The sequence below is a fragment of the Streptomyces sp. NPDC058662 genome (assembly GCF_042716255.1).
Taxonomy (GTDB): Bacteria; Actinomycetota; Actinomycetes; order Streptomycetales; family Streptomycetaceae; genus Streptomyces.
This window is the reverse complement of record NZ_JBHXRU010000034.1, coordinates 1-26548: the sequence shown is the minus strand read 5'-3', so window position 1 is coordinate 26548 and position 26548 is coordinate 1. Positions and strand designations below refer to the sequence as shown.

Annotated in this window: 27 protein-coding genes; 22 read left to right on the top strand and 5 right to left on the bottom strand. The window is 72.8% G+C overall.

Going from position 1 to position 26548, the window contains the following annotated elements; genetic code table 11:
• Positions 1–5: 5 nt before the first annotated feature.
• Positions 6–785: a cyclase family protein gene (locus ACFWUQ_RS15050; RefSeq protein WP_384537895.1), complete on the bottom strand. Its 780-nt coding sequence runs from the start codon at positions 783–785 to the stop codon at positions 6–8.
• 195 nt (positions 786–980) lie between these two features.
• On the opposite strand from ACFWUQ_RS15050, the gene ACFWUQ_RS15045 reads away from it, so the two are divergent.
• The 3 genes from ACFWUQ_RS15045 to ACFWUQ_RS15035 all read left to right on the top strand — a co-directional run bounded on the left by ACFWUQ_RS15045 (position 981) and on the right by ACFWUQ_RS15035 (position 2752).
• Positions 981–1418 (top strand): nuclear transport factor 2 family protein, encoded by a 438-nt coding sequence (locus ACFWUQ_RS15045; RefSeq protein ID WP_384537892.1) that lies wholly within the window; start codon positions 981–983, stop codon positions 1416–1418.
• A gap of 74 nt (positions 1419–1492) precedes the next feature.
• Entirely contained in the window at positions 1493–2428 is a 936-nt protein-coding gene (locus ACFWUQ_RS15040; protein ID WP_384537823.1) for an NAD-dependent epimerase/dehydratase family protein, read from the top strand.
• A gap of 66 nt (positions 2429–2494) precedes the next feature.
• On the top strand, positions 2495–2752 hold the full coding sequence (locus tag ACFWUQ_RS15035; RefSeq protein ID WP_384537821.1) for an acyl carrier protein: 258 nt from the start codon (positions 2495–2497) through the stop codon (positions 2750–2752).
• A gap of 25 nt (positions 2753–2777) precedes the next feature.
• Here the strand turns inward: ACFWUQ_RS15035 and ACFWUQ_RS15030 are convergent, their stop codons facing one another.
• Positions 2778–3497 (bottom strand): class I SAM-dependent methyltransferase, encoded by a 720-nt coding sequence (locus ACFWUQ_RS15030; RefSeq protein WP_384537819.1) that lies wholly within the window; start codon positions 3495–3497, stop codon positions 2778–2780.
• A 221-nt stretch (positions 3498–3718) separates the two neighbouring features.
• Between ACFWUQ_RS15030 and ACFWUQ_RS15025 the strand changes: the two genes are divergently transcribed.
• The 4 genes from ACFWUQ_RS15025 to ACFWUQ_RS15010 all read left to right on the top strand — a co-directional run bounded on the left by ACFWUQ_RS15025 (position 3719) and on the right by ACFWUQ_RS15010 (position 9337).
• Positions 3719–4960: an aromatic ring-hydroxylating dioxygenase subunit alpha gene (locus ACFWUQ_RS15025; RefSeq protein WP_384537817.1), complete on the top strand. Its 1242-nt coding sequence runs from the start codon at positions 3719–3721 to the stop codon at positions 4958–4960.
• A gap of 85 nt (positions 4961–5045) precedes the next feature.
• Complete coding sequence (locus ACFWUQ_RS15020) at positions 5046–6263, top strand: methyltransferase domain-containing protein (RefSeq protein WP_384537815.1); 1218 nt, start codon at positions 5046–5048, stop codon at positions 6261–6263.
• 42 nt (positions 6264–6305) lie between these two features.
• A complete protein-coding gene (locus tag ACFWUQ_RS15015) occupies positions 6306–7670 on the top strand; it encodes an activator-dependent family glycosyltransferase (RefSeq protein ID WP_384537813.1) in 1365 nt (454 codons plus the stop codon).
• A gap of 47 nt (positions 7671–7717) precedes the next feature.
• Positions 7718–9337 (top strand): FAD-binding oxidoreductase, encoded by a 1620-nt coding sequence (locus tag ACFWUQ_RS15010; protein ID WP_384537810.1) that lies wholly within the window; start codon positions 7718–7720, stop codon positions 9335–9337.
• A gap of 37 nt (positions 9338–9374) precedes the next feature.
• On the opposite strand, the gene ACFWUQ_RS15005 is transcribed toward ACFWUQ_RS15010, so the two are convergent.
• Positions 9375–10493: a nucleotide disphospho-sugar-binding domain-containing protein gene (locus tag ACFWUQ_RS15005; protein WP_384537807.1), complete on the bottom strand. Its 1119-nt coding sequence runs from the start codon at positions 10491–10493 to the stop codon at positions 9375–9377.
• A 191-nt stretch (positions 10494–10684) separates the two neighbouring features.
• Here ACFWUQ_RS15005 and ACFWUQ_RS15000 point away from each other — a divergent pair, with 191 nt between their 5' ends.
• From ACFWUQ_RS15000 to ACFWUQ_RS14985, 4 genes are all read left to right on the top strand, one after another.
• Positions 10685–11455 carry an NAD-dependent epimerase/dehydratase family protein gene (locus ACFWUQ_RS15000; RefSeq protein WP_384537806.1) on the top strand — a complete coding sequence of 257 codons (771 nt, stop codon included), beginning with the start codon at positions 10685–10687 and terminating at the stop codon, positions 11453–11455.
• A complete protein-coding gene (locus tag ACFWUQ_RS14995; protein ID WP_384537803.1) occupies positions 11452–12687 on the top strand; it encodes an acyl-CoA dehydrogenase family protein in 1236 nt (411 codons plus the stop codon). The genes ACFWUQ_RS15000 and ACFWUQ_RS14995 overlap by 4 nt, the downstream gene beginning before the upstream one ends.
• Positions 12684–13757, top strand: a complete 1074-nt coding sequence (locus ACFWUQ_RS14990; protein WP_384537800.1) for a methyltransferase — start codon at positions 12684–12686, stop codon at positions 13755–13757. Before ACFWUQ_RS14995 ends, ACFWUQ_RS14990 begins: the two co-directional genes overlap by 4 nt.
• Before the next feature lie 81 nt (positions 13758–13838).
• Positions 13839–14732: an alpha/beta fold hydrolase gene (locus ACFWUQ_RS14985; protein ID WP_384537798.1), complete on the top strand. Its 894-nt coding sequence runs from the start codon at positions 13839–13841 to the stop codon at positions 14730–14732.
• 69 nt (positions 14733–14801) lie between these two features.
• Here the strand turns inward: ACFWUQ_RS14985 and ACFWUQ_RS14980 are convergent, their stop codons facing one another.
• Together ACFWUQ_RS14980 and ACFWUQ_RS14975 are read right to left on the bottom strand one after the other, a co-directional pair.
• A complete protein-coding gene (locus ACFWUQ_RS14980; RefSeq protein WP_384537796.1) occupies positions 14802–15434 on the bottom strand; it encodes a disulfide bond formation protein DsbA in 633 nt (210 codons plus the stop codon).
• A gap of 27 nt (positions 15435–15461) precedes the next feature.
• Positions 15462–15896 carry a SnoaL/DnrD family polyketide biosynthesis methyl ester cyclase gene (locus ACFWUQ_RS14975; protein WP_384537793.1) on the bottom strand — a complete coding sequence of 145 codons (435 nt, stop codon included), beginning with the start codon at positions 15894–15896 and terminating at the stop codon, positions 15462–15464.
• Positions 15897–16123: 227 nt separating this feature from the next.
• Here ACFWUQ_RS14975 and ACFWUQ_RS14970 point away from each other — a divergent pair, with 227 nt between their 5' ends.
• The 11 genes from ACFWUQ_RS14970 to ACFWUQ_RS14920 all read left to right on the top strand — a co-directional run bounded on the left by ACFWUQ_RS14970 (position 16124) and on the right by ACFWUQ_RS14920 (position 26509).
• Positions 16124–16474 (top strand): antibiotic biosynthesis monooxygenase family protein, encoded by a 351-nt coding sequence (locus ACFWUQ_RS14970; protein ID WP_384537791.1) that lies wholly within the window; start codon positions 16124–16126, stop codon positions 16472–16474.
• Positions 16474–17754: a beta-ketoacyl-[acyl-carrier-protein] synthase family protein gene (locus ACFWUQ_RS14965; protein WP_384537789.1), complete on the top strand. Its 1281-nt coding sequence runs from the start codon at positions 16474–16476 to the stop codon at positions 17752–17754. Before ACFWUQ_RS14970 ends, ACFWUQ_RS14965 begins: the two co-directional genes overlap by 1 nt.
• Positions 17751–18971, top strand: coding sequence for a ketosynthase chain-length factor (locus ACFWUQ_RS14960; protein ID WP_384537786.1), 1221 nt, complete (start codon positions 17751–17753; stop codon positions 18969–18971). The genes ACFWUQ_RS14965 and ACFWUQ_RS14960 overlap by 4 nt, the downstream gene beginning before the upstream one ends.
• A gap of 8 nt (positions 18972–18979) precedes the next feature.
• The gene (locus tag ACFWUQ_RS14955) at positions 18980–19765 is read left to right on the top strand and encodes an SDR family NAD(P)-dependent oxidoreductase (protein WP_384537784.1); all 786 of its coding nucleotides are present in this window, start codon (positions 18980–18982) and stop codon (positions 19763–19765) included.
• A 29-nt stretch (positions 19766–19794) separates the two neighbouring features.
• A complete protein-coding gene (locus ACFWUQ_RS14950) occupies positions 19795–20745 on the top strand; it encodes an aromatase/cyclase (RefSeq protein WP_384537781.1) in 951 nt (316 codons plus the stop codon).
• Positions 20745–22082, top strand: coding sequence for an activator-dependent family glycosyltransferase (locus tag ACFWUQ_RS14945; RefSeq protein WP_384537778.1), 1338 nt, complete (start codon positions 20745–20747; stop codon positions 22080–22082). Before ACFWUQ_RS14950 ends, ACFWUQ_RS14945 begins: the two co-directional genes overlap by 1 nt.
• Positions 22075–22848 carry an SDR family NAD(P)-dependent oxidoreductase gene (locus ACFWUQ_RS14940; RefSeq protein ID WP_384537775.1) on the top strand — a complete coding sequence of 258 codons (774 nt, stop codon included), beginning with the start codon at positions 22075–22077 and terminating at the stop codon, positions 22846–22848. Before ACFWUQ_RS14945 ends, ACFWUQ_RS14940 begins: the two co-directional genes overlap by 8 nt.
• Positions 22849–22920: 72 nt before the next feature.
• Complete coding sequence (locus ACFWUQ_RS14935; RefSeq protein WP_384537772.1) at positions 22921–24207, top strand: P450-derived glycosyltransferase activator; 1287 nt, start codon at positions 22921–22923, stop codon at positions 24205–24207.
• A 178-nt stretch (positions 24208–24385) separates the two neighbouring features.
• Complete coding sequence (locus ACFWUQ_RS14930; RefSeq protein ID WP_384537889.1) at positions 24386–25270, top strand: ABC transporter ATP-binding protein; 885 nt, start codon at positions 24386–24388, stop codon at positions 25268–25270.
• Positions 25267–26121 (top strand): ABC transporter permease, encoded by an 855-nt coding sequence (locus ACFWUQ_RS14925; RefSeq protein WP_384537770.1) that lies wholly within the window; start codon positions 25267–25269, stop codon positions 26119–26121. The genes ACFWUQ_RS14930 and ACFWUQ_RS14925 overlap by 4 nt, the downstream gene beginning before the upstream one ends.
• A 169-nt stretch (positions 26122–26290) precedes the next feature.
• Entirely contained in the window at positions 26291–26509 is a 219-nt protein-coding gene (locus ACFWUQ_RS14920) for a helix-turn-helix transcriptional regulator (RefSeq protein ID WP_384537886.1), read from the top strand.
• Positions 26510–26548: the final 39 nt, after the last annotated feature.

Genomic DNA, 26548 nt, shown 5'->3' with positions numbered 1-26548 from the left:
CCCGGTCACTCGTCGACCATGGCGACCGCCCGTGTCCAGCCCGCGCCCGCGCCCGCGATCTTCACGGGGAAGCACACGACGGTGAACCCGTACGGCGCGGGCAGGGCGTCGAGGTTCGCCAGCCGCTCGATCTGGCAGTACTCCCGGTCCCGGCCCGCGAAATGGGCCGGCCACAGCACCGAGCGGTCACCCGTGCGCCGGTACCGCTCGATGATGTCGGTGAACGGGGCGTCCAGGCTGAACGCGTCCGTCCCGATCACCCGCACCCCCAGGTCCAGCAGCAGGCGCACGGCCGGCCCGTCCAGCCCCGCGAACTCGGTGAAGTACGACGGGGTGCCCGCCCGCGCCGAGGCGCCGGTGCGCAGCAGGACGATGTCCATCGGGGCCGGGGTGCGGCCGATCCGCTCGAACTCCTTCTCCAGCCGCTCCGCGCCGACGGCGCCGGTCGGCGCGTCGGTGAGGTCGAGCACGATTCCCGGGTTGCAGAACCACTCCAGCGGCATCCGGTCGATGTGCTTCGGCACGCCGTCCCCGTACCCGGCCCGGGAGCCGTAGTGCGACGGGGCGTCGACGTGCGTGCCGGTGTGCGAGGTCAGCGTGATCCGGTCGAGGGAGAGGAACTCCCCGTCGGGCAGCTCGTCCGGGTCGAAGTCGAGGCCGAAGTGCGTCCGCATCTCCGCGCTCATGTGCTCCGCGCCCTCGCGAGGGGTCAGTACCTCGTGCACCACGGGGTCCGGTTCGTAGGCCGCCGCGTCCACCGCCGATGACAGGTCGATCAACCGCACCCGGGCCTCCTCCGTACCGAACCGCTCGCGCTGACGGGCCAGATCGTGCTCCGGGCGGACGGAGAAGCGCTCAAGTCTCGCTCGGGTCCGGCCCGTCGCGTTCGAGCCGATGTCGAAGGGCGTCGGGAATCGTTCGCGGGTGCCGCCCGTTCGGACCCGCCCGAACGGCACCAATGTGAGGAGGACGCGGTGGCCATGCCGATGGGAACCTCGTCGTCGGTCGAGTCCCTCTACGCCGAAGTGCAGCAGTTCTACGCCCACCACATGCACCTGCTGGACGCCGGGGACGGCGAGGGCTGGGCGCTGACCTTCACCGAGGACGGATCGTTCGCGCCGCCCTCGCTGCCCGAACCCGTCGTCGGCCGGGCCGCGCTGGCCGCGGGGGTCGCCGAGGCCGCCGCGTCCCTGGCGAAGGCCGGCGAGGTGCACCGGCACCTGCTCAGCATGGTCGCGGTCCGGCCGGGGGAGGACGGCGAGCTGGCCGTCCGTTCGTACGCGCAGATCATCGCCACGCCCCGGGGCGGCAGCCCCCGGCTGCATCTGATGTGCGTGTGCGACGACGTGCTGGTGCGGGTGGACGGCGAACTGAAGGTGCGCGCACGCCGGGTCACCCGTGACGACCGGCAGCCGTGACACCGGCGCCGGGCGGCGGCCGCGGCGATCGAGGACAGCCAGGACGGCCGGGACAGCGAGGAGGGGTGGACGCGGTGCAGACCTCGCGTGACGCGCGCCGCACCGGCACGGTCGCCGTGCTGGGCGCGACCGGCAGTATCGGGCGACAGGTGAGCGCGGCGTTCGCGCGTGCGGGACACGAGGTGCTGGGCGTGGCCCGGCGGCCCGCCCCGCACGCCGCCGGCCTCCCCTTCGTCCCGTTGGACCTCGCGTCGGCGGCCCCCGGAGAGATCACCGAACTCCTCGCCTCGCACGACGTGGGGGTCGTGGTCAACGCCACGGGCGGATGGGCGGTGACCGAGGAGGCCATGCACCAGGCCCATGTGACGCTCGTGGACCGCGCGCTCGCCGCTGTCGCGGCGCTGCCGAAGCGCCCCCGGTTCGTCCAGGTCGGCAGCATCCACGAGTACGGCTTCGTACCGCCCGGCACCAGCATCGACGAGTCGGTGGCACCGGATCCGAGCACCCCGTACGCCCGTACGAAACTGGCCGGGTCGACGGCCGTGCTGGAGGCGGCCCGCGCCGGGGACGTCGACGGGGTCGTCCTGCGCGCGGTCAATGTGTGCGGGCCCCACCCGTCGCAGGCGAGCTTCCTCGGCACCGTGCTGCACCGGCTGCGCGGCGTCGCGCCGGGGGAGCGGCTGCAACTGATGATCGCGGACGCCGCACGCGACTACATCGACGTACGCGATGTCGCGTCGGCGGTCCTGAGGGCCGCCGACGCGGCGGCCCCCGGCACGGTGTTCAACATCGGCCGCGGTGAGACCCCCACCATGCGCGAGCTGGTCACGACCCTGGTCGAGGTGGCCGGCTTCCCGCCCGGCACGGTCGAGGAGACGGGCGGGGCGGTGGAGAGCAAGGGCGGCGGCTGGACCAAGGCCGACATCCGGTACGCGGAACGCGTGCTGGGCTGGCGCCCGGTCATCGGCCTCCGCGACTCCCTGCGCGACATGTGGGAGGCGGCGGACTGATGGACCGGCCGTCCCCACCGCTCGGCGGCGAGCGCATCCTTCCCCACAAGCAGAGAGGTACGCGTGATGAGTGAACTGACCCTGCCGGACCTGGTCGAGATCTTCCGGGAGTGCGCCGGCGAGGCCGAGGAAGTGGACCTGGACGGCGCGGACGTCGGTGACGTCGAGCTGAAAGCCCTCGGGTACGACTCCCTCGCGCTGCTGGAGGCGATCAGCCAGGTCGAGCGGAAGTACTCGATCGCCATGCCGGACGCGGAGACCCGGATCAAGACGCTGCACGAGTTCCTCGACGAGGCCAACGAGCAGCTGGCCCGCAGGCCCTGAGCGCGGCCGCGGCCCCGTCCGCCGGTCAGCCGGCGGACGGGACGCCGACGAAGAGGCCGCGGCCGGCGGGCTCGACGGGGATGTACGCGACGCCGAAGCCGGCGGCCCTGAACGCCGCCTCGTACTGCTCCCGCGAGAACAGCCCGATCAGGTGCGTCTCGTGGAAGTGCCGCACACCCGACGCGGCGTCGGCGACCAGGTAGTGCACCTCCATGCGGGACGCGGCCCCCTCCCGGACGGAGTGCGACACCCGGGACACGGTCCGATCCCCGACGGTCGCCGTGCTGCCGGCGACATGGCCGTGCCGGTACGTCTCGGGGAACCACCACGGGTCGACGGCCAGTACCCCGCCGGGTGTCAGGTGCCGTGCGAACCGGCGCAGCGTGTCGGTCAGGGCGGCCTCCGTCAGCAGATAGCCGATCGAGCCGAACATGCACGTGATGACGTCGTACGTGCGGCCCAGGTCGAAGTCACGCATGTCGCCCACGTGGACGGGGACGTGCGGCAGCGCCGCCCGCGCGAACCGGGCCATCGGCTCGGACAGCTCCAACCCGGCCACCTCGTCGAACAGCTCGTCGAAGCGGCGCAGGTGCGCCCCGGTACCGCAGGCCACGTCGAGCAGGGTGGCGGCCTCCGGTTTGCGCAGGCGCACCTGGCGCTCCACCTCGGCCGCCTCCTTGAGGTAGTCCTTGCCGCGGCTGCGGTGGATCAGCTCGTAGATCTCGGCGAGTTCGGCTCCGTACACGGCGACCTCATTCGTTGCGCACCTGGCGGGGGACGTGGGTCCGGGAAGCCCCGATCGTCGGACCGGGTCCTAGAGGAACGCCGGAGACCGGCTGGACGCGCGGGGCCCCGGGGGCCTGCCGGGCCACCGGCCGCGCTGTCGAGCAGGGTTCGAATCCGCCCTGCCAGGGTGGGGCACCACGTACCCGCGGCACAGGTTGGAGCCCCACCGTGAGCACAGGCGTGAGCACAGGCCGGACCGCCGGCGAGGAGCACCCGGGCACGGCGCGCACCGGTCACGGCAGCGCCGCCGGCGGCGCGGGCGAGGCCGGTCCGCCGGCGTCCGGCGAGGCCGCCGCACTCCTGGCGGAACTGCGCCGCTACCTGGACCACGCCCCCCGGCTCAGCCTGCCGCCGCGCGCGTTCACCTCCCCCGAACTGTACGAGCTGGAACGCACCCGCGTCTTCGGGCGCTCCTGGGTGCTCATCGCCCACCGCGACGAACTCGCCGAGCCGAACAGCTACGTGTCGGTCGACATCGCGGGCGAGCAGGTGGTGGTCACCCGCGACGCGGACGGCGCGCTGCACGGGATGTCGCCGATCTGCCGGCACCGGATGATGCCCCTCGTCGAGCCCGGTTCCGCCGGCCGGGCCACCTCCTTCACCTGCCCGTACCACCTGTGGAGGTACGGGCTCGACGGCCGGCTCATCGGGGCGACCCACATGCGCGGCAACCCCGACTTCGACCCCGGGAGCTGCCGGCTGCCCCCCTTCGCGGTCGAGGAGTGGCACGGCCTCGTGTACGTGAACCTCGACGCGGCCGCGGCGCCCCTCGCCCCCGCACTGGCCCGGATCTCCCGCGACCTGGCCAACTACCGGCTCGACGGCATGGTCCAGCTCGGGTCCTGGAGCGAGGAATGGGCCTGCAACTGGAAGGTCGCCGTGGAGAACGCCCACGAGAACTACCACGTGATGGGCTTCCACCCGCAGACCCTCCAGCCCTCGACGCCCGGCGGGTCCGACACGGACGTACGGGTCGACTCCCCCTGGGCGCTGCGCCTGCTCGTGCCGTTCACCGAGCCGCAGGAGACCCGCACCCTGCCGCTGACCGACGAGGAGAAGGCCCACCTGTACGGGATCTTCGTCTTCCCCGCGGCGAGCCTGGCCGCGGCGGGGGAGATGGTCATCTGGCTCAGCCTCATCCCGCAGACGATCGACCGGACGCTGGTCCGCGGCGGGATCCTGGTGCCGCGCGCGGCGCTGGAGGGCGCCGACCCGGACGAGATGCGCCTGCAGGCCGAGTCCTACGCGGCCATGATCAACAGCGAGGACCGGCAGGGACTGGAGGCCGTCCAGCGCGCGGTCGGGTCCCGCTTCGCGGCGCGCGGCCACCTCAGCCCCAAGGAACCGGGCGTCGTGGCCTTCTACCAGAACCTGGCCCGGGCCCTGCTGCGCGGCGACGGCGACTGGCCGGGAGGGCTGTGAGCCCCCGGGCCGGACGCATCCGCCCCCGCACGCCATGACGCCCGCCACTTCGCCCATCCGCTACTCAAGGAAGAGGACATCCACCGTGCCCAGTTGTCGAATCTGCGGCGGTCGCCTGCACGAGTTCATGGACTTCGGACAGCAACCGCTCTCCAGCGGGCTCCTTGAGCCCGAGTACCTCGGCGACGAGTTCTTCTTCCGGCTCGCCGTCGGCGTGTGCGGTGAGTGCGCGATGGTCCAGCTCGCCGAGGAAGTACCGCGCCATCTGATGTTCAACAGCCACTACCCCTACCTGTCGTCCGGGTCCTCCGTCATGCGCGGGCACTTCGAGGCGACCGCGCAGCACTTCCTGGACACCGAGCTCACCGGCAAGGACGCCTTCCTGGTCGAACTGGGCTGCAACGACGGCGTCATGCTGCGCGTCCTGGCCGAGGCGGGCGTCCGGCACCTCGGCGTCGAGCCGTCGCAGAGCGTGGCCGACATCGCGCGGCGCCAGGGCATCCGGGTGGCCACCGAGTTCTTCCAGGAGTCCACCGCGGCCGACATCCGCAAGGCGGAGGGGCACGCGCAGGTCATCTTCGCGGCCAACACGATCTGCCACATCCCCTACCTCGACTCGATCTTCCGCGGAGTGGACGCGCTGCTCGCACCGGACGGGGTGTTCGTCTTCGAGGACCCCTACCTCGCCGACATCGTCGACCTGGCCTCCTTCGACCAGATCTACGACGAGCACTACTACTTCTTCTCCGCGTCCTCCGTGAGCGCCATGGTCGACCGGTTCGGCTTCGAACTCGTCGACGTGGAACGGCTGCCCGTGCACGGCGGCGAGGTCCGCTACACCATCGCCCGCGCGGGACGGCGCACCCCCTCGCCCGCGGTCGCCGAACTGCTGGAGGAGGAGCGGCGGCGCGGGCTGTCGGACCTCGCGACCCTCCAGGAGTTCGTGAGCCGGGTGGAGCGGGCCCGGGACGAGCTCGTCGCGCTGCTCCGCACCCTGCGGGACGAGGGCCGCACGGTCGTCGGGTACGGCGCCACGGCCAAGAGCGCGACGGTGGCCAACTACTGCGGCATCGGGCCCGACCTCATCTCGTTCATCTCCGACACCACCCCGAACAAGCAGGGGCGATTGACGCCGGGCTCGCACATCCCGGTGCGGTCGCGGGAGGCCTTCGAGAACCCGTACCCCGACTACGCCGTGCTGTTCGCCTGGAACCACGCCGAGGAGATCATCGCCAAGGAGCAGCGGTTCCGCGCCTCGGGCGGCAAGTGGATCCTCTACGTCCCGGAGGTCCGCGTGCTGTGAGCACGCGCCCGCTCCCGCCACGCCGTCCGAGGGAGGTGCCCCATGCGGGTCCTGTTCACCACACACACCGCGAAGTCCCACCTGTTCGCCCAGGTCCCGCTGGCGTGGGCGCTGCGGGCCGCCGGCCACGAGGTCCACATGGCCGCCCAGCCCGATCTCGCCGACGACATCACGGGCGCCGGCCTGACCGCCGTACCGGTCGGCGCGGCGCTCGACCAGGCGGCGCAGATGGAGTCGTACGAACAGCACGACGAGCCGGGGGCCTGGGAGGAGTCCGGGGCCGCCGAGGACTACCGGGCGGTCGCCGAGCGGTTCGCGTACTGGACGGACATGACCGAGATCCGTCCGGAGAAACTGTCGTACGCGTACATGCACGGGGTCTTCACCGCCATGGCCACCCAGGTCTTCCAGCAGTACTCCGCGCCGGCGATGGTGGACGACCTGGTGCGCCACGCCCGGTGGTGGCGGCCGGACCTGGTGGTCTGGGACCCGCTCACCTTCGCCGGCCCCGTCGCCGCCCGGGCCTGCGGCGCCGCCCACGTCCGGCTGCTGTTCGGCCTCGACCTCATCGGCCGGATGCGCCGCTCCTACCTCGACGCGGTCCGCCGGCTGCCCCCCGGGCAGCGGGAGGACCCGATGGAGGAGTGGCTGGGCTGGACCATGCGACGGTACGGCGGGCAGTTCACCGAGGACCTCGTCGTCGGGCAGCGCACCATCGACCCGCTGCCGCCCTCCCTGCGCTTCCCCGGCTGGCCGGACCGCATACCGGTGCGGCTCGTGACCCACAACGGCAGCGCGGTCCTCCCGGACTGGCTGCGCGAGCCGCCGCGCCGCAAGCGGATCTGCCTGACACTCGGCGTCTCGCACCGCGAACTGCTCGGAGCCGACCGGGTGCCGCTCGGGGAAGTACTCGCGGCCCTGGCCGCGGCGGACGTCGAGGTGGTGGCCACCTTGAACAAGGCCCAGCTCGCGTCCGTCACCCGGGTGCCGGACAACGTCCGCGTCGTGGACTTCGTTCCGCTGGAGGCCCTGCTCCCCAGCTGCTCCGCGGTGATCCACCACGGCGGTGCGGGCACCTTCAACACCGCGCTGAGCTCCGGCGTGCCGCAGCTGATCCTGCCCGACGGGGTGTGGGACACCGACCACAAGGCCCGCCTGCTGGAGGAGCAGGGAGCCGGTATCCGGGTCGCCGAACCGGAACGGGCCGACGCCGCCCTGCTGCGCGGGCTCCTCGGGCGGCTCCTGGACGATCCCTCCTACGCCCGCGCCGCCGCCCGGCTGCGCCAGGAGTCCGGGAGCATGCCCGCGCCGAGCGGCGTCGTACCCGTCCTGGAACAGCTCGCCGAGGCGAACCGGCGCGGCGCGGCGGCGCCGACCGTACGGCCGGTGCGCCCCGTAGGGCACTGACGACCTGAACAGACCGAGTGAGCGCAACGGAAAATGGGGGAGTGGCGATGAAGGACGTATCGCGCCGCGGGTTCATCGCGGGCAGCGTGGCGGCCGGCGGTGCCGCGGCATTCGCGGGGGCCGGTACGGGTGCGGCGGCGGCGGACACCAGGGGCGGCGGCGGCTTTCCGCCGCCCCCCGCCAAGGTCATCGGCCCGGCCGACCCCCGGTACGAGGAGCTGGTCGCCCGAGGCTACAACGGGCGCTTTTCCGGCCGGCCGGAGTCCGTACGCATCGTCCACCGCGCCGACCACGTGGTCGCCGCCGTGGACGACGCCCTGCGCACGGGCAAGCGGATCGCCGTACGCAGTGGCGGCCACTGCTTCGAGGACTTCGTCGACGACCCGGCCGTCCAGGTCGTCATCGACGTCTCCGAGATGAAGGCCGTCTACTACGACCCCCGGCACCAGGCCTTCGCCATCGAGTCCGGCGCCACACTCGGCGAGGTGTACCGCACCCTCTACCTGGGCTGGGGCGTGACGATACCGGCGGGCGCCTGCCCCGCCGTCGGCGCCGGCGGCCACATCGTGGGCGGCGGGTACGGAGGGCTCTCGCGCCACCACGGCTTCGTCGCGGACCACCTGTACGGCGTCGAGGTGGTCGTCGCCGACCGCGGCGGCCGGGCGCGCACGGTGCTCGCCACCCGTGAGTCCGGCGATCCCCACCGCGACCTCTGGTGGGCCCACACGGGCGGAGGCGGCGGGAACTTCGGCATCGTCACCCGCTACCTGATGCGCTCGCCCGGCGTACGTCCGGGCGACCCCACGACCCTGCTGCCCAAGCCCCCGGCGACGATACGCTCCCTCACCCTCAGCTGGTCCTGGGCGGACATGACCGAGGCGGCGTTCGTACGGATCCTGCGCAACCACGGCACCTGGCACGAGAAGGAGTCCGGCACCGGCTCCCGCTACGCGCCGCTCAGCAGCTGGCTCATCCTCAACCACCAGGCCAACGGCCGGTTCACGCTCGTGGCCAACGTGGACGGCTCCCTCGCGCACGGCACGAAGCTCCTCGCCGAGTACGCGGCGGCGGTCACAGCCGGCACCGGGGTGCGCCACGAGAGCGAGGAGTCGACCGCGCTGTGGATGAAGTCCGCGCTGACCGCGGACCCCTACGCGGGCGGCAGGTACCCCTTCAAGTCCAAGGGGGCGCTGCTGCGCACCGCCTGGTCGGAGGCGCAGATCCGGACCCTGCACCGCTACCTGACCGCGACCGGGGGCGAGCACCAGGCCTCCGCCGTGTACCTCTCCACCCTCGGCGGCGCGATCAACACGGTCCCGGCGTCCGCGACGGCGATCCCGCACCGCGACTCCCTCTTCAGCGCCTCGTACGAGACCTCCTGGTGGCCCGGCGTCCCCGGAGACGCGCAACTGGCCTGGGTCCGCGACCTGTACCGGGACGTCTACGCGGACACCGGCGGCGTCCCCGTACCGGACGCGGCCAACGGCGGGGCCTACATCAACTACCCCGACGCCGACCTCGCCGACCCCCGCTGGAACACCTCCGGGGTCCCGTGGCACACCTTCTACTACCGGGACAACTACCCCAGGCTCCAGCAGGTCAAGGCGCGCTGGGACCCGGCGAACGTGTTCCGCCACGCGATGTCCGTCCGGCCGCCGGGCCGCTGACGCGCCACGGCGCCCGCGACCCGCCCGGCCGGAGGCCTCACACCAGGGACTCCAGGCGCCCGACGAGCGCGGCGGGGGACGGCATCGCCGCCGCCTCGTCGCGCACCTCGGCGGCGGCCGTCCGCAGCCCCTCGTCGTGCAGCAGGGCCCGGAACTCCGCCGCGCCGATCGTCTCGGCCGAGGCCCCGATCGCGATACCCCGCTCGACGACGGCGCGCTCGTTGTCCTTCTGGTCCGGGCTGAGCGGCATCACGCACTGGGGCACGCCCGCGGCCATCGCGACCGCCGAGGTGCCCGAACCGCCGTGGTGGATCAGAGCGCGGCAGGTTCTCAGCAGGGGCCCGAGGGACAGCCAGTCCACGGTCCGTACGTTGGGCGGCAGTTCCCCCAGGAGCGACGGGTCGCCGCCGCCCAGGGTGACGACGAACTCCGCGTCGGCGTCCCCCGCCGCGGCGACGAGCGGCGCCAGCACGGCGAGGCCGCCCCACAGACCGGCGATCGACCCGAGTGTGACGGCGATCCGCGGTCGCTTCGGCGGCTCCAGGAGCCAGCCGGGCAGCTCACCGTTGCCGTTGAAGGGCACGTACCGGACCGGTACGTCGTCGTCCGCGCGCACCCGTTCCGGAAGCAGCGCCAGCAGGCTCGGCGGTATGGAGTTGAGCCGCAGACCGGGCGCCGGCGCCGGAGTGACGCCGTGCCGCACGTAGTGCTCCTTCATGTGGTCGCGCATCAGGTCGGCGATCAGCGGGGCGCTGTCGGCCGGACCGGTGACCACCGACACGGCGGGCACGCCGACCGCACGCGCCACCAGCGGGCCCGCCCCCTGGAGTGGTGAGTGGACGACCAGGTCGGGGGACCAGGCCCGGGCGACCTCCACCACCCGGTCCACGGTGACCCCCGAGACCCTGGCGAACAGCGCGGCGACGAACTCGTCCCCGCCGTCGACGCTGAAGTCGATCTCCTCGGGCCGGAACACCGTCGCGTAGTCCAGCCCGGGGGTCACGTCGACGACGTGGACGCCCGCGGCGGCCACGGCGCCGACGTCGCCGCCCTGGGCGTACAGCACGTCGTGGCCCGCCGCGATCAGCGCGTGCGCCAGGGGCACACAGGGGAAGATGTGGCCCAGACCTGGGGAGTTGACGAACAGTACGCGCATGGGGACTCCTCGCCTCATGAGAGGGATGGGTGGTGGTGCCACCCTCCACCGGAGTCCTTGAAGGCACGCGGAGCCCTGGTGAACGGGCGCCCGGGGCGGGCCTCGGTCCGCCGTCCGAGACCTTTCGAGCGTCCCTCGACATCCCGCTGGGAGGGTCGGTGCCCCAGCGAGTCGAAGGGCTGCCTTGTCAGATGGAGATCATCGGGAACGGGTTCCTCGCACGACACCTCGCGCCGCTCTCGGCCGAGCACCCCGGAGCGACCGTGCTGGCCGCGGGCGTGCCCACCCACCCGCTGTCCGACGCGGAGCACCGGCGCGAGACCGCGCTCGTCGAGGACACGGTCCGGCGGTGCCTGCGGCGCGACCGGATGCTCGTGTTCTTCTCCACCGTCAGCATGTACGGCGGCCCGGGCGGTACGGGGGACGAGGACGGCCCGCACGTCGCCTCCACCCGCTACGGCCAGCACAAACTGGACCTCGAACGGCTGGTCAGGGCCTCCGGGGTACGCCACCTCATCCTGCGCCTCGGCTATGTGACGGGCCCCGACGAACCCGGCTTCCGCCTCCTCGCGGCGCTCATCACCCAGGTGCTCGCCGGCCGGGTGCGCGTCCAGCGCGGGGCCCGCCGGGACATGGTCCACGTCGCGGACTTCACCACCGTCGTGGACGCCCTGCTCCGCACCGGGGTGTGCGACGAGACCGTGAACGTCGCCTCCGGGGACTGCGTGGAGGTGGCCGACGTCGTGCGGTACCTCGAACAGCGGCTCGGCACCGAGGCCCACTGGCAGATCAGCGACGACAGCATCGAGCACTGCCCCTCCGTACTCAAGCTGCGGCGGCTGGTGCCCGAGGTCGACCGGCTGGGATTCGGGCCGGGATACCACCGGTCCGCGATCGACCGGTACCTGGCGGCATCGCGCCCAGCGGACCCCCTCCGAAGGGAAAGGACGGAAACGTCATGACGGATCACGCCACTGGCACGGCCGCGGCCGGGCCGGGGGACCTCACCGAGCCCCGCACACCCGAGGGCCGCGCGCTGCTGGAGGTGCTGGGAAGACACCTGCCGCGCCTGGCGGCCGGTGCGACGGAGCACGACCGCGACGGCACATTCCCCCTGGACGCCGTCCACCGCATGGGCGCCGACGGCGTACTCGGCGCGACCGTACCGCGCGAGTTCGGCGGACTGGGCGTGAGCAGCGTCCACGACGTGTGCCTCGCCGTGAAGCGGATCGCCGAGGCCGACGCGTCCGTCGCGCTCTCCCTGCACATGCAGTTCAGCCGCGGGATCACCATGTCCTACGAACGCGAGCACGGCACCGGGACCGGACCCGCCCTGGCCGAGCGGCTGCTGCGCCTGATGGGCACGGGAGGGGCGCTGATCAGCGGCGCCCTCAAGGACGCCGGAGTCACCACCGAGCTGGTGCCCGCGCAGGACGGCGGCTGGCGGCTGACGGGCCGCAAGATCCTGGTCAGCATGGCCCCCTTCGCCACCCACGTCGTCGTCGCCGCGCGGACCCGCCCCGTGTCCGGCCCGCCGCTCCTCGCCTCCGCCTTCCTCCCCACCGACACCCCCGGACTGAAGGCCCCGGACCACTGGAACGGCATGGGCATGCGCGCCTCCGCCAGTACCGAGGTCCTCTTCGAGGACTGTCCGGTTCCCGCGGCCGACGTCTTCCTGCGCGGCCCGGCCGGTGTGCGCAACGACGCCGCCATGGCGGGCCAGACCGTCAGCTCGATCGGTCTGCTCGGGGTGTACGCCGGGATCGCGCAGGCGGCGCGCGACGCCGCCGTCGCGGACGTCACCCGGCGCGGCGGCCGGCCGGCGGCCGCGGTCCGCACCCTGGTGGCCGAGCTCGACGTGAAGCTGTACGGGCTGCGCACGGCCCTCGCGGCGGCACTGGACAACGCCGACCACCACGCGCACCGGGCGGCGGCCGACCCCCACGAACGCGGCCGGCTGATGATGGCCCCCTTCCAGTACGCGAAGCTCATCGTCAACCGCACCGCGGCGGCCATCGTCGAGGACTGCATGACCCTGGTGGGCGGGGCCTCGTTCACCACGGACCACCCGCTGTCCCGCCACTACCGCGACGTCCGCGCGGGCTGGTTCATGCAGCCGTTCACCTACGCCGACGCCGTCGACCACCTGAGCGCCCACGCACTCGGCACCGACCGGGAGGGCGACGCGCCGTGACCGGTACGAAGAACGCGGCCGACGCGGGACACGGGAGCGAACGACCCGTCGACACCCTGGTGCGGATGTCCGACCTGGTGACCCCCATGGCCCTGCGGGTCGCGGCGACCCTGCGCCTCGTCGACCACCTGCGCGCGGGCGCCGACGGGCCCGAGGCCCTCGCCGAGGCGACCGGAGCGGACGCGGACGCGCTGGCGCGGCTGATGCGGCACCTGGCGGCCACGGGGGTGCTGGAGGAGACCGGGCCGGGTCGGTACGCACCGACCCCCCTCGGTGACCTGCTCGCCGACGACCATCCGTCGCGGCAGCGCTCCTGGCTCGACCTGGACCAGGCCGTCGGGCGCGCCGACCTCACGTTCCTCGACCTGCGCGAGGCGGTCCGCACCGGGCGGCCGCAGTACGAGAAGCGCTACGGCAGGCCGTTCTGGACGGACCTGTCCGAGGACGAAGAGCTCGGCGCGTCCTTCGAGGCGCTGATGGCGGTACGGGAGGACGCGGCCTTCGCCGCGCCCGTCGCCGCGTACGACTGGAGCCGGGCCCGGCACGTGCTCGACGTCGGCGGCGCGCCCGGCGGCCTCCTCAGCGCGATCCTGCGGGCCGCGCCCGAGGCGCGCGGCACTCTGCTCGACCTGCCGGGAGCGGCGGGGAGAGCGCGCGAGCGCGTCGCGGCGGCCGGAGCGGACGGCCGTATCGACGTCGTCGGCGGCGACTTCTTCGACGAGCTGCCGGTGTCCGCCGATGTCGTCGTGCTGTCGTTCGTGCTCCTCAACTGGTCGGACGGCGACGCGCTGCGGATCCTGGGACGCTGCCGTGACGCCCTGCGGCCGGGTGGCCGGATCGTCCTCCTGGAGCGGGCCGAGGCTGCCCCCGGCGGAACGCGGACCTCGGACCTGTACTTCAGCGTCCTCGACATGCGCATGCTCGTCTTCCTGGGCGGGAGGGTCCGTACCGACCGGGAGTGGGCCGATCTGGCCGACGCCGCCGGCCTCCGCGTCGTCTCCAGGACCGGGCCCCTGGTGTCGCCCAACGTGCCGCTGGACTCGTGCCTGTGGGAGCTCGCCCCGCGCTGAGCCCGGCCGTCCACCACCCCCGCGCACCACCACCGTCGATCACGGGAGCAAGGGTTCCCCCGCCGAGAGAGGAAGGCCGAAGTGGCCGTACGCGTCGTCACGTCGAGAGAGGCCCGGCTGTGGAGCGAGGACTTCGGCGATCCCGCCGACCCCGCCCTGCTGCTGGTGGCCGGCGGGAACCTGACCGCGATGAGCTGGCCCGTCGAGTTCGTCGAACGGCTCGTCGCCGGCGGGCTGCACGTGATCCGCTACGACCACTGGGGGGTGGGACGCTCCACGGTCTGGGACCCGGCCGAGCGACCCTACGGCTACCTCCAGCTGGCCGCCGACGCCGTCGCGGTGCTCGACGGCTGGGACGTCGAACGGGCCCACTTCGTCGGCATGTCGATGGGCACGGTCCTGTGCCAGCTGGTCGCGCTCGACCACCCGCGGCGGATGCTGAGCATGTCGATGATGCTCGGCGGCGCGCTCGACGTGGACTTCCCCGGCAACATCCGACGCGCCTTCGCCGAAGAGCCCTCCGTCGACGGCCTACCGCTGCCGCAGGAGCGGTTCCTCCGGGCGCTCGCCGTCATGAACGAGGAGGTGGACGGCCCGGAGGAGGAACTGGGGCGCAGGGTGCGCCGGTGGAAGCTGTTCTCCGGGGACCAGGTCGCCTTCGACGAGGCGGAGTTCCGGCGCTGGGAGCAGGAGGCGATCGACCACTCGGGCTCGCTGACCGAGCCGCAGGTGCACTACGCGGTGCAGCCGCCGCCGCGCGAGCGCGCCGCCGAGCTCGGCGGCGTCCGCGTCCCCACCCAGGTGATCCAGGCGACCGAGGATCCGATCGCGCCGCCCCCGCACGGACGCCACCTCGCCGATCTGATCCCGGGGGCGGACCTGGTGGAGATCGAGGGCATGGGACACGCGCTGCCCGGGTCGGTGCACGGCCCGCTCGCCGAGGCCGTGCTCCAGCACGTCCACCGGCGGCGCTGAACGGCCGGGGCCCCGGCCCGGAACCCCGGCCCGGAGCCCCGGCCCCGAGCCCCGGCCCGGCGCGCCGCGTCAGTCGGCCAGCTCGAACCGGGGCTCCCCGGTCCGGGTGCGCTTGACCTCGTAGAAGCCGGGGACGCCGGCCATCAGCAGGAGGCCGTCCCACAACCGCCCGGCCGTCTCGCCGGTGGGCGCGGGGGAGACGACCGGCCCGAAGAAGCCGACCCGCTCGCCGCCGGACCGGGCGACCGACACCACCGGGGTGCCGATGTCGCCGCCGGCCAGGGCGACGGCCTGCGCGTGCGAGGTCCGGATGGCCTCGTCGTAGGCCGTGGACTCGGCGACCTCCGCGATCTCCGGCGGCAGACCGGCGTCCTCCAGGGCCGCTGTCAGGTTCCCCCAGTCGTTCTGGAGGTGGAAGCGGTTGCCCATCGCCGTGAAGAGGTCGCCGAGCGCCTGCTGGCCGAACCGCTGCTCGACCGCGGCGCACACCCGCACCGGCGCCCACATGTAGTCCTCCCACTCGCCCTCGGGGTTGTCGTCGCGGTGCTCGTTCAGCACCGACAGACTCATCACCCGCCAGTGGACGGTCACCGGCCGTACCTTGGTGACCTCCACCATCCAGCGCGAGGTGATCCACGTGTACGGGCAGACGGGGTCGAACCAGAAATCGACGGTCCGCCGTTCGGTCATCTGATCGGTCATCTGATCGGCTCCTCGCACGGTCTCGTTCTACGGGCGCCAGCCGTCCGGCTCGGGCCACGGCTCGCCGAGCTGGCGGTACGTGCTCTGGTACTCCGGCCAGTCCCGGTGGTCCCTGATCTTGCCGTCGACGACGCGCAGCAAATGGATCTGCTCCCCGGCGAAGCGGCGGCCGGTCGGTGCGAAGCCCACCATCGGGCCGACCTGCCGGCCGTAGAGGACCAGGTACGCGCGCACCCAGTCGCCCCGCTCCTCGATCCTGACCTCCTCCAGGTGCGCGTCCTCGGAGAAGGTCATCCGCACCCAGGCTACCGCCATCGCGAACGCCTGGGGGCCCTCTCCGATCCCGTGCTCGATCGTGGCCGGATTCAGGTACTCGGGGTGGATGAACTCGTGGACGTCGTCGGTCTCACCCGTGTTGTACGCCTTGATCATCCGCCGTACCGCGTCCAGGTTCTGACTCACAGTGGGCCTCCGCCTGTCGGTGTGTCCGTGCCGACGAGCATCCCAACACCGCGATCGTCAGCGGATCGACGATCGCTCGACCCGCTGCTCCACGGCCGCTCGACATCCCCCGCCGGTGCGGGCGCGGCCGGTTCCAGGGGCCGTTGAGCGGGCTGCGAGAGCCGGCGCCCACGTTGGACGACGCCACATCGTCAGAGCCCGACGGCGGAGCTGAAAAGAGGCGTGACATGCAGCCCAACGACCTTGGTCCCCCCGGAAGCGGGGTGGTCGCCTTCATCAACAGATTCACCGTGCGGTCCTCGCCGCAGGAGTTCGAGAAGGCCTTCGCCGAGGCCGGACGGCATCTGGCGGACCGGGACGGCTTCCTGCGGTACACCCTGCACCAGCACGCCGAGGACCCGACCCGCTGGGTCAACGTCGCGCACTGGCGCGACGCCGACGCCTTCCGCGCGGCGGTGGGCACCGCGTCCTTCCCGCAGCACGTCGCCCGGCTGAGGGAACTGAGCAGCAGCGAGCCCGGCCTGTACGTCCCCCGGCAGTACGTGTCGGCGGAGCGGGCAGCGAGGGAGACCCGCTGATGGCCGCGCCCGCGGGCCGCCGGGTCGTCATCACCGGCATCGGTGTCGTCGCTCCCAACGGCGTGGGCCGCAAGCCCTTCTGGGAGGCCCTGACCGCCGGGCGCACCGCCACGCGGAGGATCAGCTTCTTCGACCCCGGCCCCTACCGCTCGCAGATCGCGGCCGAGGTCGACTTCGACCCGCTGGCCGAGGGCCTGACCCCGCAGCAGGTCCGGCGGATGGACCGGGCCGCGCAGTTCGCCGTCGTGAGTGCCCGGGAGGGCGTCGCCGACAGCGGCCTGGACCCCGCGGAGCTGGACCCGGCTCGGACCGGTGTCGCCATCGGCAGCGCCGTGGGCTGCACCATGAGCCTGGAGGAGGAGTACTCCGTCGTCAGCGACGGGGGCCGGCACTGGCACGTGGACGACTCCTACGCCGGGCGGCACCTCTTCGACTACTTCGTTCCGAGCTCGATCGCCGCCGAGGTGGCCCGAGATGTCGGCGCCGAGGGCCCCGTCTCCCTGATCTCGACCGGCTGCACCTCCGGCCTGGACTCCGTCGGACACGCGGTGGAGCTGGTACGGGACGGCACCGTGGACGTGATGGTGGCCGGAGCCACCGACGCCCCGATCTCGCCGATCACCGTGGCCTGCTTCGACGCGATCAAGGCGACGTCACCGCGCAACGACGACCCCGGGAGCGCCTCGCGCCCCTTCGACCGCACCCGGAACGGGTTCGTCCTCGGGGAGGGTGCGGCGGTGCTCGTCCTGGAGGAGCTCGAACACGCCCGCCGGCGCGGCGCGCACGTGTACGCGGAGATCAGCGGCTTCGCCTCCCGCTCCAACGCCTTCCACATGACCGGACTGCGTCCGGACGGGCGGGAGATGGCCGAGGCCATCCGCGTGGCCATGGAGCGGGCCGAGGTCTCCCCCCACGACATCGACTACGTCAACGCACACGGCTCGGGCACCCTCCAGAACGACCGGCACGAGACGGCCGCCTTCAAGAGGATCCTCGGCGAGGACGCCTACCGGGTGCCCGTCAGCGGCCTCAAGTCGATGATCGGGCACTCGCTGGGCGCCATCGGCTCGCTGGAGATCGCGGCGTGCGCGCTGACCATCGCGCACGACACCATCGCGCCCACCGCGAACCTGCACGAGCCCGATCCCGAATGCGATCTGGACTACGTGCCGTTGACGGCACGCGAGCAGCGCGTCGACACCGTACTCACCGTGGGCAGTGGCTTCGGGGGCTTCCAGAGCGCGATGGTGCTGCGGAACGCGGAGAGGGCGACGGCATGACATCCACCGCTGTGATCACGGGAATGGGCGTGATCGCGCCGACCGGCATGGGCGCGTCCTCCCACTGGAGCAGCACCCTGGCGGGGCGGACCGCGATCGGCCCGGTCACGCGCTTCGAAGCGGAGCGCTACCGCAGCCGCCTGGCGGGCGAGATCGCGGACTTCGACCCGCAGGAGCAGGGCATAGCGAACCGGCTGCTCCCGCAGACCGACCACATGACACGGCTGGCGCTCGTGGCCGCGGCATGGGCGCTCCAGGACGCCGGGGTGGAGCCCGAGGCCCTGCCCGAGTACGGCATCGGAGTCGTCACCGCCAGCACGGCCGGCGGATTCGCCTTCGGCCACAGGGAACTGCACAACCTCTGGAGCAAGGGCCCCGAGCACGTCAGTGCCTACCAGTCCTTCGCCTGGTTCTACGCGGTCAACACCGGCCAGATCTCCATCCGGCACGGGTTGCGCGGACCGGGCGGCGTGGTCGTCACCGACGAGGCCGGCGGGCTGGACGCCCTGGCCAAGGCCCGGCGGCAGCTGCGCGACGGCGTGCCGATGGTGGTCGCGGGCGGCGTCGACGGCTCACCCTCGCCGTGGGGCTGGGTCGCCCAGCTGTCGGGCGGCCGGATCAGCACCGTGGACGACCCCGAACGGGCGTACCTGCCCTTCGACGAGGACGCCTCCGGCCACGTACCGGGCGAGGGCGGCGCGCTGTTCGTCCTGGAGTCCCCGGAGTCGGCGCGCGCCCGGGGCGTCCGGTCCTGGTACGCCGAGATCGCCGGCCAGGCGTCCACCTTCGACCCAGCCCCCGGGACGGGCCGGCCCTCCAACCTGGCGCGCGCCGCCGAACTCGCCCTCGACGAGGCGGGGCTCGGACCCGGTGACATCGACGTGGTGTTCGCCGACGCCGCGGGCACCCCCGAACTCGACCGTGCCGAAGCCGAGGCCGTCCGCGTGGTCTTCGGCCCGCACGGCGTACCGGTGACCGCCCCCAAGACGATGACCGGACGGCTCGGCGCCGGCGGGGCGGCCCTGGACCTGGCGACGGCCGTGCTGTCCATCCGCGACGGGGTCATCCCGCCGACGGCGAACGTACGGCGGCCTGTGGCCGAGTACGGGATCGACCTGGTCCGCACGCCCCGCGACGTACCCGTGTCGGCCGCACTCGTGCTGGCCAGGGGGCACGGCGGCTTCAACGCGGCCGCGGTCGTGACCCGACAACGATGAGGAGAGACATGTCCACCCCAGACAACCGCCACGCCGTGGTCACCGGTGCCACCAGCGGCATCGGGCTCGCCGTCACGACGATGCTGTGCGGGCTCGGCCAGCGCGTCTTCATCTGCGCCCGTGACGCCGAGAACGTGAAAACCACCGTCGAGCAACTCCGCGACAAGGGGTACGACGTCGCCGGGCAGGCGTGCGACGTACGCTCCACCGAGCAGGTCGACGCCTTCGTCCGGGCCGCCGTCGAGCGGTACGGCCCGGTGGACGTGCTGGTGAACAACGCCGGCCGCAGCGGGGGAGGCCCCACCGCGCAGATCGCCGACGAGCTGTGGCTCGACGTCATCGACACCAACCTCAACAGCGTCCTCAGGGTGACCCGCGCGGTCCTCACCGAGGGCGGCATGCTCGACCGGGGAACCGGCCGGATCATCAGCATCGCGTCGACCGGCGGCAAGCAGGGCGTGGTGCTGGGCGCGCCGTACTCGGCGTCGAAGCACGGCGTCGTCGGATTCACCAAGGCGCTCGGCCTGGAGCTGGCCAAGTCCGGCATCACGGTGAACGCGGTCTGCCCGGGGTACGTGGAGACGCCGATGGCCCAGCGGGTGCGGCAGGGGTACGCCGCGGCCTGGGACATCACGGAGGAGGCCGTGCTGGAGCGGTTCGAGGCGAAGATCCCGCTCGGCCGGTACACCACCCCGGAGGAGGTCTCCGGGCTGGTCGGCTACCTCATCACCGACCAGGCCGCCCCGGTCACGGCGCAGGCGATCAACGTCTGCGGCGGACTGGGCAACTACTGACGGCCCGTCCGAGGACCAGGAGACCCGCAATGACGAACAACCACCGAGCCGAGCACCGCATCGTCGTGGAGGCATCCCCGCGCACCGTATTCGGTCTGATCGCGGACGTCGAAGCGTGGCCGCGGGTCTTCCCCCCGACCGTGCACGTGGACGTCCTGGAGCGGTCCGCGGGCGAGGAGCGCATCCGGATCTGGGCGACCGCCAACGACGCCGTCAAGACATGGACCTCGCGCCGGGTCCTCGACCCCGAGGGGCTGCGGGTGAGCTTCCGCCAGGAGGTCTCCCAGCCGCCGGTCGCCGCGATGGGCGGCGAGTGGATCATCGAACCGCTGTCGGACTCCCGGACCCTGGTCCGCCTCACCCACGACTTCCGGGCTGTCGACGACGACCCGCAGGGCGTGGAGTGGATCACCCGCGCCATCGACCGCAACAGCGACGCCGAACTGGACGCCCTGCGCCGGGCCGCGCAGGCACCCGGGTCCGGCGCCGACGACCTGTACCTGCGCTTCGACGACGTGGTCGAGGTGGCCGGCGACCCCGCCGACGTCTACGACTTCCTCTACGACGCCCAGCGGTGGGAGGAGCGCCTGCCGCACGTGAAACGCGTCCGGCTGGAGGAGGGCACCGCCGACCTGCAGCTGCTGGAGATGGACACGCTCACCCCGAACGGCGACGTCCACACGACGAAGTCGGTACGGGTCTGCTTCCCCGCCACCGCCATCGTCTACAAGCAGCTGCGCACACCCGCGCTGATGACCGTCCACAACGGCGCCTGGCGGATCGGGGGGAGCGGGTCCGGCTGCACCGTCACCTCGACGCACACCGTCGTACTCAACCGCGACGCCGTCGCCCCGGTCCTCGGCGCGGGAGCCACCGTGGAGGATGCCCGCACCTTCGTCCGGGACGCGCTCGGACGCAACAGCACGGCGACGATGCTGCTCGCCAAGGAGCACGCCGAGCGCGCGGCACGGGAGCGCTGATGCGCGTCCTGTTCACCACCTTCGGCGCCCGCAACCACGTCCACGCCCAGGTGGCGCAGGCCTGGGCGCTGCGCGCCGCCGGGCACGAGGTCCGCGTGGCCAGCCACCCCGATCTCGCGGACGTGATCTCCCGCACGGGTCTGACCGCCGTCCCGGTGGGCCGGGAGCTCAACGAGGACCGGGTGATGGAGGAGCTGCGGGAACGCGAGGACGCCTCCCGCGACACGTACGACGACGACGCACCGGACGCCCAGCTGCTCCTGGCGATGGACGAACTGCGCCCGGAGAAGTTGAGCCACGACCACATGCACGGCGTGTTCACCGCGATGACCTCGGCGGTCTTCCAGAACTACTCCTCGAACGAGATGATCGACGACCTGGTGGACTTCGCCCGCGGCTGGCGGCCCGACCTGGTGATCTGGGACCCGCTGACCTTCGCCGGAGCCGTCGCCGCCCGCGTCACCGGCGCGGCGCACGCCCGGCTGATGTTCGGCCTGGACCTGGTCGGCCGGATGCGCGAGAGCTACCTGGCCGAGGAGCGCCGCAGGCCCGCCGCGCTGCGCGAGGACCCCATGCGGGAATGGCTGGGCTGGGTGATGGAGCGCTACGGCGGCACGTTCACCGAGGACCTGGTGACCGGCCAGTGGACCATCGACCCGGTGCCGACCTCCCTGCGGCTCCCGGTGGACCTGCCGTACGTGCCCGTCCGCTGCGTCGCGTACAACGGCCGGGGCGGCATCCCGCCCTGGCTGCACCGGGCGCCCGAACGCCCCCGGGTGTGCCTGACACTCGGCGTGTCGCACCGGGAGGTGATGGGCGGCGACCAGGCCTCCATCGGCGAGCTGATCGAGGCGGTCGCCGGACTGGACGTCGAGGTGGTCGCCACCCTGAACGCCCGCCAGCTGCGCGGGGCCACAAGCCTTCCCCCCAATGTCCGCACCGTCGACTTCGTCCCGATGGACGCGCTGCTGCCGAGCTGCTCGGCCGTCATCAGCCACAGCGGTTCCGGCACCGTGCACACGGCGCTGCTGTACGGCGTCCCGCAGATCCTGGTGCCCGGCACGATGTGGGACAACGGGATCCGCGCGGACCTCGTGGAGCGGTCCGGCGCCGGACTGCGCCTGGACGCGGAGACCCTGACGGCCGACGCCCTGCGCGACGCGCTCACGCGGGTACTGACGGAGCCGTCCTTCGCGGCCGCGGCCGGCCGGCTGCGCCGGGAGGCGCTGGCGACTCCGTCCCCCCGGGACATCGTCCCGGTACTGGAGTCGCTCACCGCCGAACACCGGCGCCCCGGAGCCACCGGACACGACGCACCTGCGAGGAACGATGTCTGACACAGCCCCCCTGCCCCCCGCCCCGCGGACGGTCGTGGTGACCGGAGGCGGCTCCGGCATCGGCCGGGCCACCGCGCGCGCCTACGCCGACGAGGGCGCGGCCGTCCTCGTCGTCGGCCGCACGGCCGCCGACCTCGCCGACACGGCCAAGGGGTACGACACGATCAAGGCCCTCGCCCTCGACCTCACCGGGGATGACGCGCCCCGGGAGGTCGTGGAGACCGCGGTGCGCGAACTGGGCGGGATCGACGTCCTCGTGAACAACGCGGCGGCCCTGGGCCACCGCGCCCTCGCCGACGTCGACCCGCGGCAGGTGGCCACCCAGCTCGCCACGAACCTCGCGGCCCCCGTACTCCTGACCCGCTACGCGCTCGACGCCCTCGCCGCCGACGGCGGCGGCACCGTGGTGAACATCAGCTCCTCCGGTGCGCGCGGCTCCCGGGCCTGGCCGGGCAACAGCGTGTACGGCGCCGCCAAGGCCGCGCTCGACTTCCTCACCCGCAGCTGGGCCGTCGAGCTCGCGCCGCGCGGCATCCGGGTCGTCGGCGTCGCCCCCGGGCTGGTCGACTCCGGGTTCGCGCGCCGGGCGGGCATGTCGCCCGAGCAGTACGACGGCATGCTCCACCACGTCGGCGCCCTGACCCCCCAGGGCCGCGTCGGCACCCCGGAGGAGGTCGCCTGGTGGGTCACGCACCTCACCCGTCCCCGCGCGCACTACCTGACCGGCGCCGTACTGCCCGTCGACGGCGGGCTCTCCCTGACCTGACCTGACCTGACCCGACCTGACCGACACCGGGACCGCCCCGCCACGGGCCCCGAAAGAAGCGGAGTTGCGCACATGGTGACCATGACCGAGAGCGAACTGGGCCGTGTGCTGCTCACGCACCGCGGCGTCCAGTGGATCATCGGCACGAAGGACGACCCGTACGCCCTGCTGGTGCGGGCGGCCGACGACGACCCGCACCGCCTCGGCGAACTGATCCGGGAACGGGGCCCCCTGTACTGGAGCAGCGCCGAGGCATGGGTGACGGCCCACCACGGGACCGCCACCGCCGCGCTCGGCGACCCGCGGCTGAGCGTCCGGCACCCCGACGCCGACGCCCCCGCCGCCGAGGACGGGGGCGGGGGGCGGGAGCCCATGCCGTGGGAGGTGCCGGCGCTGCGCGAGATCCTCCCCTTCGACGAGGTCTTCCTGACGGCCGGCCGCGCCGACTGCGAGCGCGTGCGGGAGCTCCTCGACCCGCTGATCGGCGCGAAGGCCCTGGAGCGGTGGGCCCCCGCGTTCGAGCGGGCGCTGCGCCGCGCCCTCGCCGCCGCGGGGACCGGCCCCGACCTGCGGGCGGACATCGCGGAGCCGTTCGCCGCCGACGCCGTACGGGAGCTCCTCGGCGTACCGGAGGAGGACCGCGACCGTTTCGCCGCGCTCTGCCGGGGTGCGGCGGGCATCCTGGACGCCACCGTGTGCTCCCCGCACCTGCGTACGGCGCACGACCTGACCACTGCCGTCGAGGGCATGCGGTCCCTGTTCACGGAACTGCTCGCGCGTCGGCGCGAGCAGCCGGGCGACGACCTCGTCAGCGCCCTGCTGGCGGGGACGCACGAGGACGAGGCGCGGTCGGTGTGCATGCTGCTCGCCCTCGTCGGGTCCGAACTGTCCGCGACCCTGTTGTGCGACGCGGTGGCGGCCCTGCTCGACCGCCCCGCCCTGTGGCGGGCGCTGTGCGAGGACCCGGCCCTCGCACACGCCGTCGTCGAGGAGACGCTGCGCTACGCCCCGCCCCTGCGGCTCGTGCCCCTGTACGCGCGGGAGGACCTCGAACTGGCCGGGACGGCCGTCGCGGCCGGCAGCCAGGTCGTGGTGGCGGTCGAGGCGGCCGAGCGGGACCCCGCGGTCCACGCAGACCCGTCCGTTTTCGACCCGGCCAGGAAGCAGAGCGGGGAGCGGCTGGCCTTCACCGGGGGCCTGCCCACCTCGCTGCTCGCCGCGCTGGTGCGCTTCCAGGCCGAGACCGGGCTGCGCGTCCTGGCAGCCGACGCGCCGGAGGTCCGGGGCGGCGGGCCCGTACTGCGGCGCCTGCGGTCCGGGGTCACCGGAGCCGTCATCGAGGCTCCGCTCGTCCTCTGAGCCAGAACGCCATGTGACTTGTACAGGTCGTAGTAGAGCTACTATCTTTGATCTAAGAGGTCTGATCGAAAGGTAGGGGCCTATGGCCGAGTTAAGCGATCTGCGCGAGCTGCGTCAGGCTGAGGGAGTGTCGGGCGGCTCGGCGGGTGAACGAGTGATCGACATCCGTGGACTGCGCATGCGGTACGGGTCCAAGGACGTGCTGAACGGGGTCGACTTCAGCGTCCGCCGGGGTGAGGTCCTCGCTCTGCTGGGGCCGAACGGCGCGGGGAAGACCACGACCATCGAGATCATGGAGGGGTTCCGGACGCGTTCGGCGGGCGAGGTCAGTGTGCTCGGCGTCGATCCGGCCAAGGGCGACGAGCAGTGGCGCGCGAGGCTGGGCATCGTGCTCCAGTCGTGGCGTGACCACGGGAAATGGAAGGTCCGGGAACTCTTGGCCCAGCTGGGCGACTTCTACCGGCCCTACTCCACCGCCGAGCGGCCCCGTCCGCGCGACGTGGACGAGCTGATCGCCATGGTCAGCCTGGAGGAGCAGGCGAACCAGAAGATCGGGTCCCTGTCCGGCGGCCAGCGCCGCCGCCTCGACGTCGCGATCGGCATCGTCGGACGTCCGGAGGTCCTCTTCCTGGACGAGCCCACCGTCGGGTTCGACCCGAAGGCGCGCCGGGACTTCCACGACGTGGTGCACCGCCTCTCCGATCTGGAGGACACCACGATCCTGCTCACCACGCACGACCTGGACGAGGCCGAGAAGCTCTCGGACCGCATCCTCATCCTGGCCGGGGGCCAGATCGTCGCGGACGGCAGCGCCGACCAGCTCGCCCGTCAGACCTCGGGCCAGGCGGAGGTCCGCTGGAGCCTCAACGGCGAGCAGTTGGTCCACGCCACCCCCGACGCCAGCACATTCGTCCACGAGCTGTTCAAGCAGCACGGGGACCGGGTCCGCGACCTCGAAGTGCGCCGGGCCAGCCTGGAGGACACGTACATGACCATGGTCCGGCAGCACGAGGCAGGCCGGTCCGACGAGGCGATCGCCGCGTTCCGGGAGGCAGGCCGGTGAATCCCACCCTGTACGCCGTACGGCTCGGACTGCGCCGCGGCTGGACCGAGTTCCGGCAGAGCGTCACCTCGCCCGGCGACATCATCTACTACCTCTTCCTCGGGGGCGTGTTCCTCGGGGTGCTGTTCTTCATGCGGGACTCGACCGTGGAGGGCACCGACCTCTCGCTGGCGACGCTGTCCATGCCGAGCATGATCGGCGGACTGCTGGCCTTCCAGGCCCTGGGCGGCGCGGCCTTCGCGCTGGCCGCGGAGCGGGAGGACGGCACACTGCTGCGGGCCAGGACCGTGCCGCAGGGCCTCGTCGGGTACATCTCCGGCCGGGTGCTCGGCATCGCGTTGAGCACGCTGCTCACGCTGGTCATCATCCTGGTGCCCAGCGTGTTCCTCTTCGACGACCTGATGACGGGGGAGGTCGGCAAGTGGCTGAACCTGCTCTGGGTCCTGGTCCTCGGCCTGCTCGCCACCCTGCCGATCGGCCTGATCATCGGCGCGATGGTGAAGAACCCGCGCGGCGCGAACACGTGGGGCATCTTCCCGACGATGGGCCTGATGGCGATCTCGGGTATTTTCTACCCGATCACCTCGCTGGCGGGATGGCTCCAGGGCATCGCGCAGGTCTTCCCGGTGTACTGGGTCGGACTGGGCACCCGCGCCGCACTGCTGCCCGAGGCGGCGGTCGCGGTCGAGCTCGGCGACTCCTGGCGCAGGCCCATGACCGCGGTCGTGCTGCTCGCCTGGGCCGTCGTCGCGCTGGTGATCGCACCGAAGGTCCTGAGCCGTACGGTGCGCGGCGAGACGGGATCGAAGGTCGAGGCTCGGCAGCAGGAGGCATTGAAGCGCGTTGGGTGACAAGGAATCCGGCAGGAAGCGGGGAGTGACGCGCCGGGGCGCGGCGGAGCCGGAGGCCGGGACGCAGGACCCCCGGCCCGCCACCGACGCGTCCGCGGCGGGCTGGCGGGCGCCCGGCGAGCAAGGTCGTACGCGGGGCGGCGCGGGGACCGAGACGGTCCACAACCGGATAGCCGTACTCCGGGTCGAGCGCGCCATCACCCGCAGGCAGCTCGCCGACGCCCTCGGAGTGCACTACCAGACGGTGGGCTATCTGGAGCGGGGCGAGTACAGCCCCAGCCTGCACCTGGCCCTGAGGATCGCGGAGTACTTCGAGGTCCCGGTCGAGGTGATCTTCTCGACCACTCCGTTCCCCCGGATCGGGAGCACTCCGCCCCCGCCGGCATGAGAGCGCCGCGGCCGCGGGGGCATACCCCCCCCGCCCCGG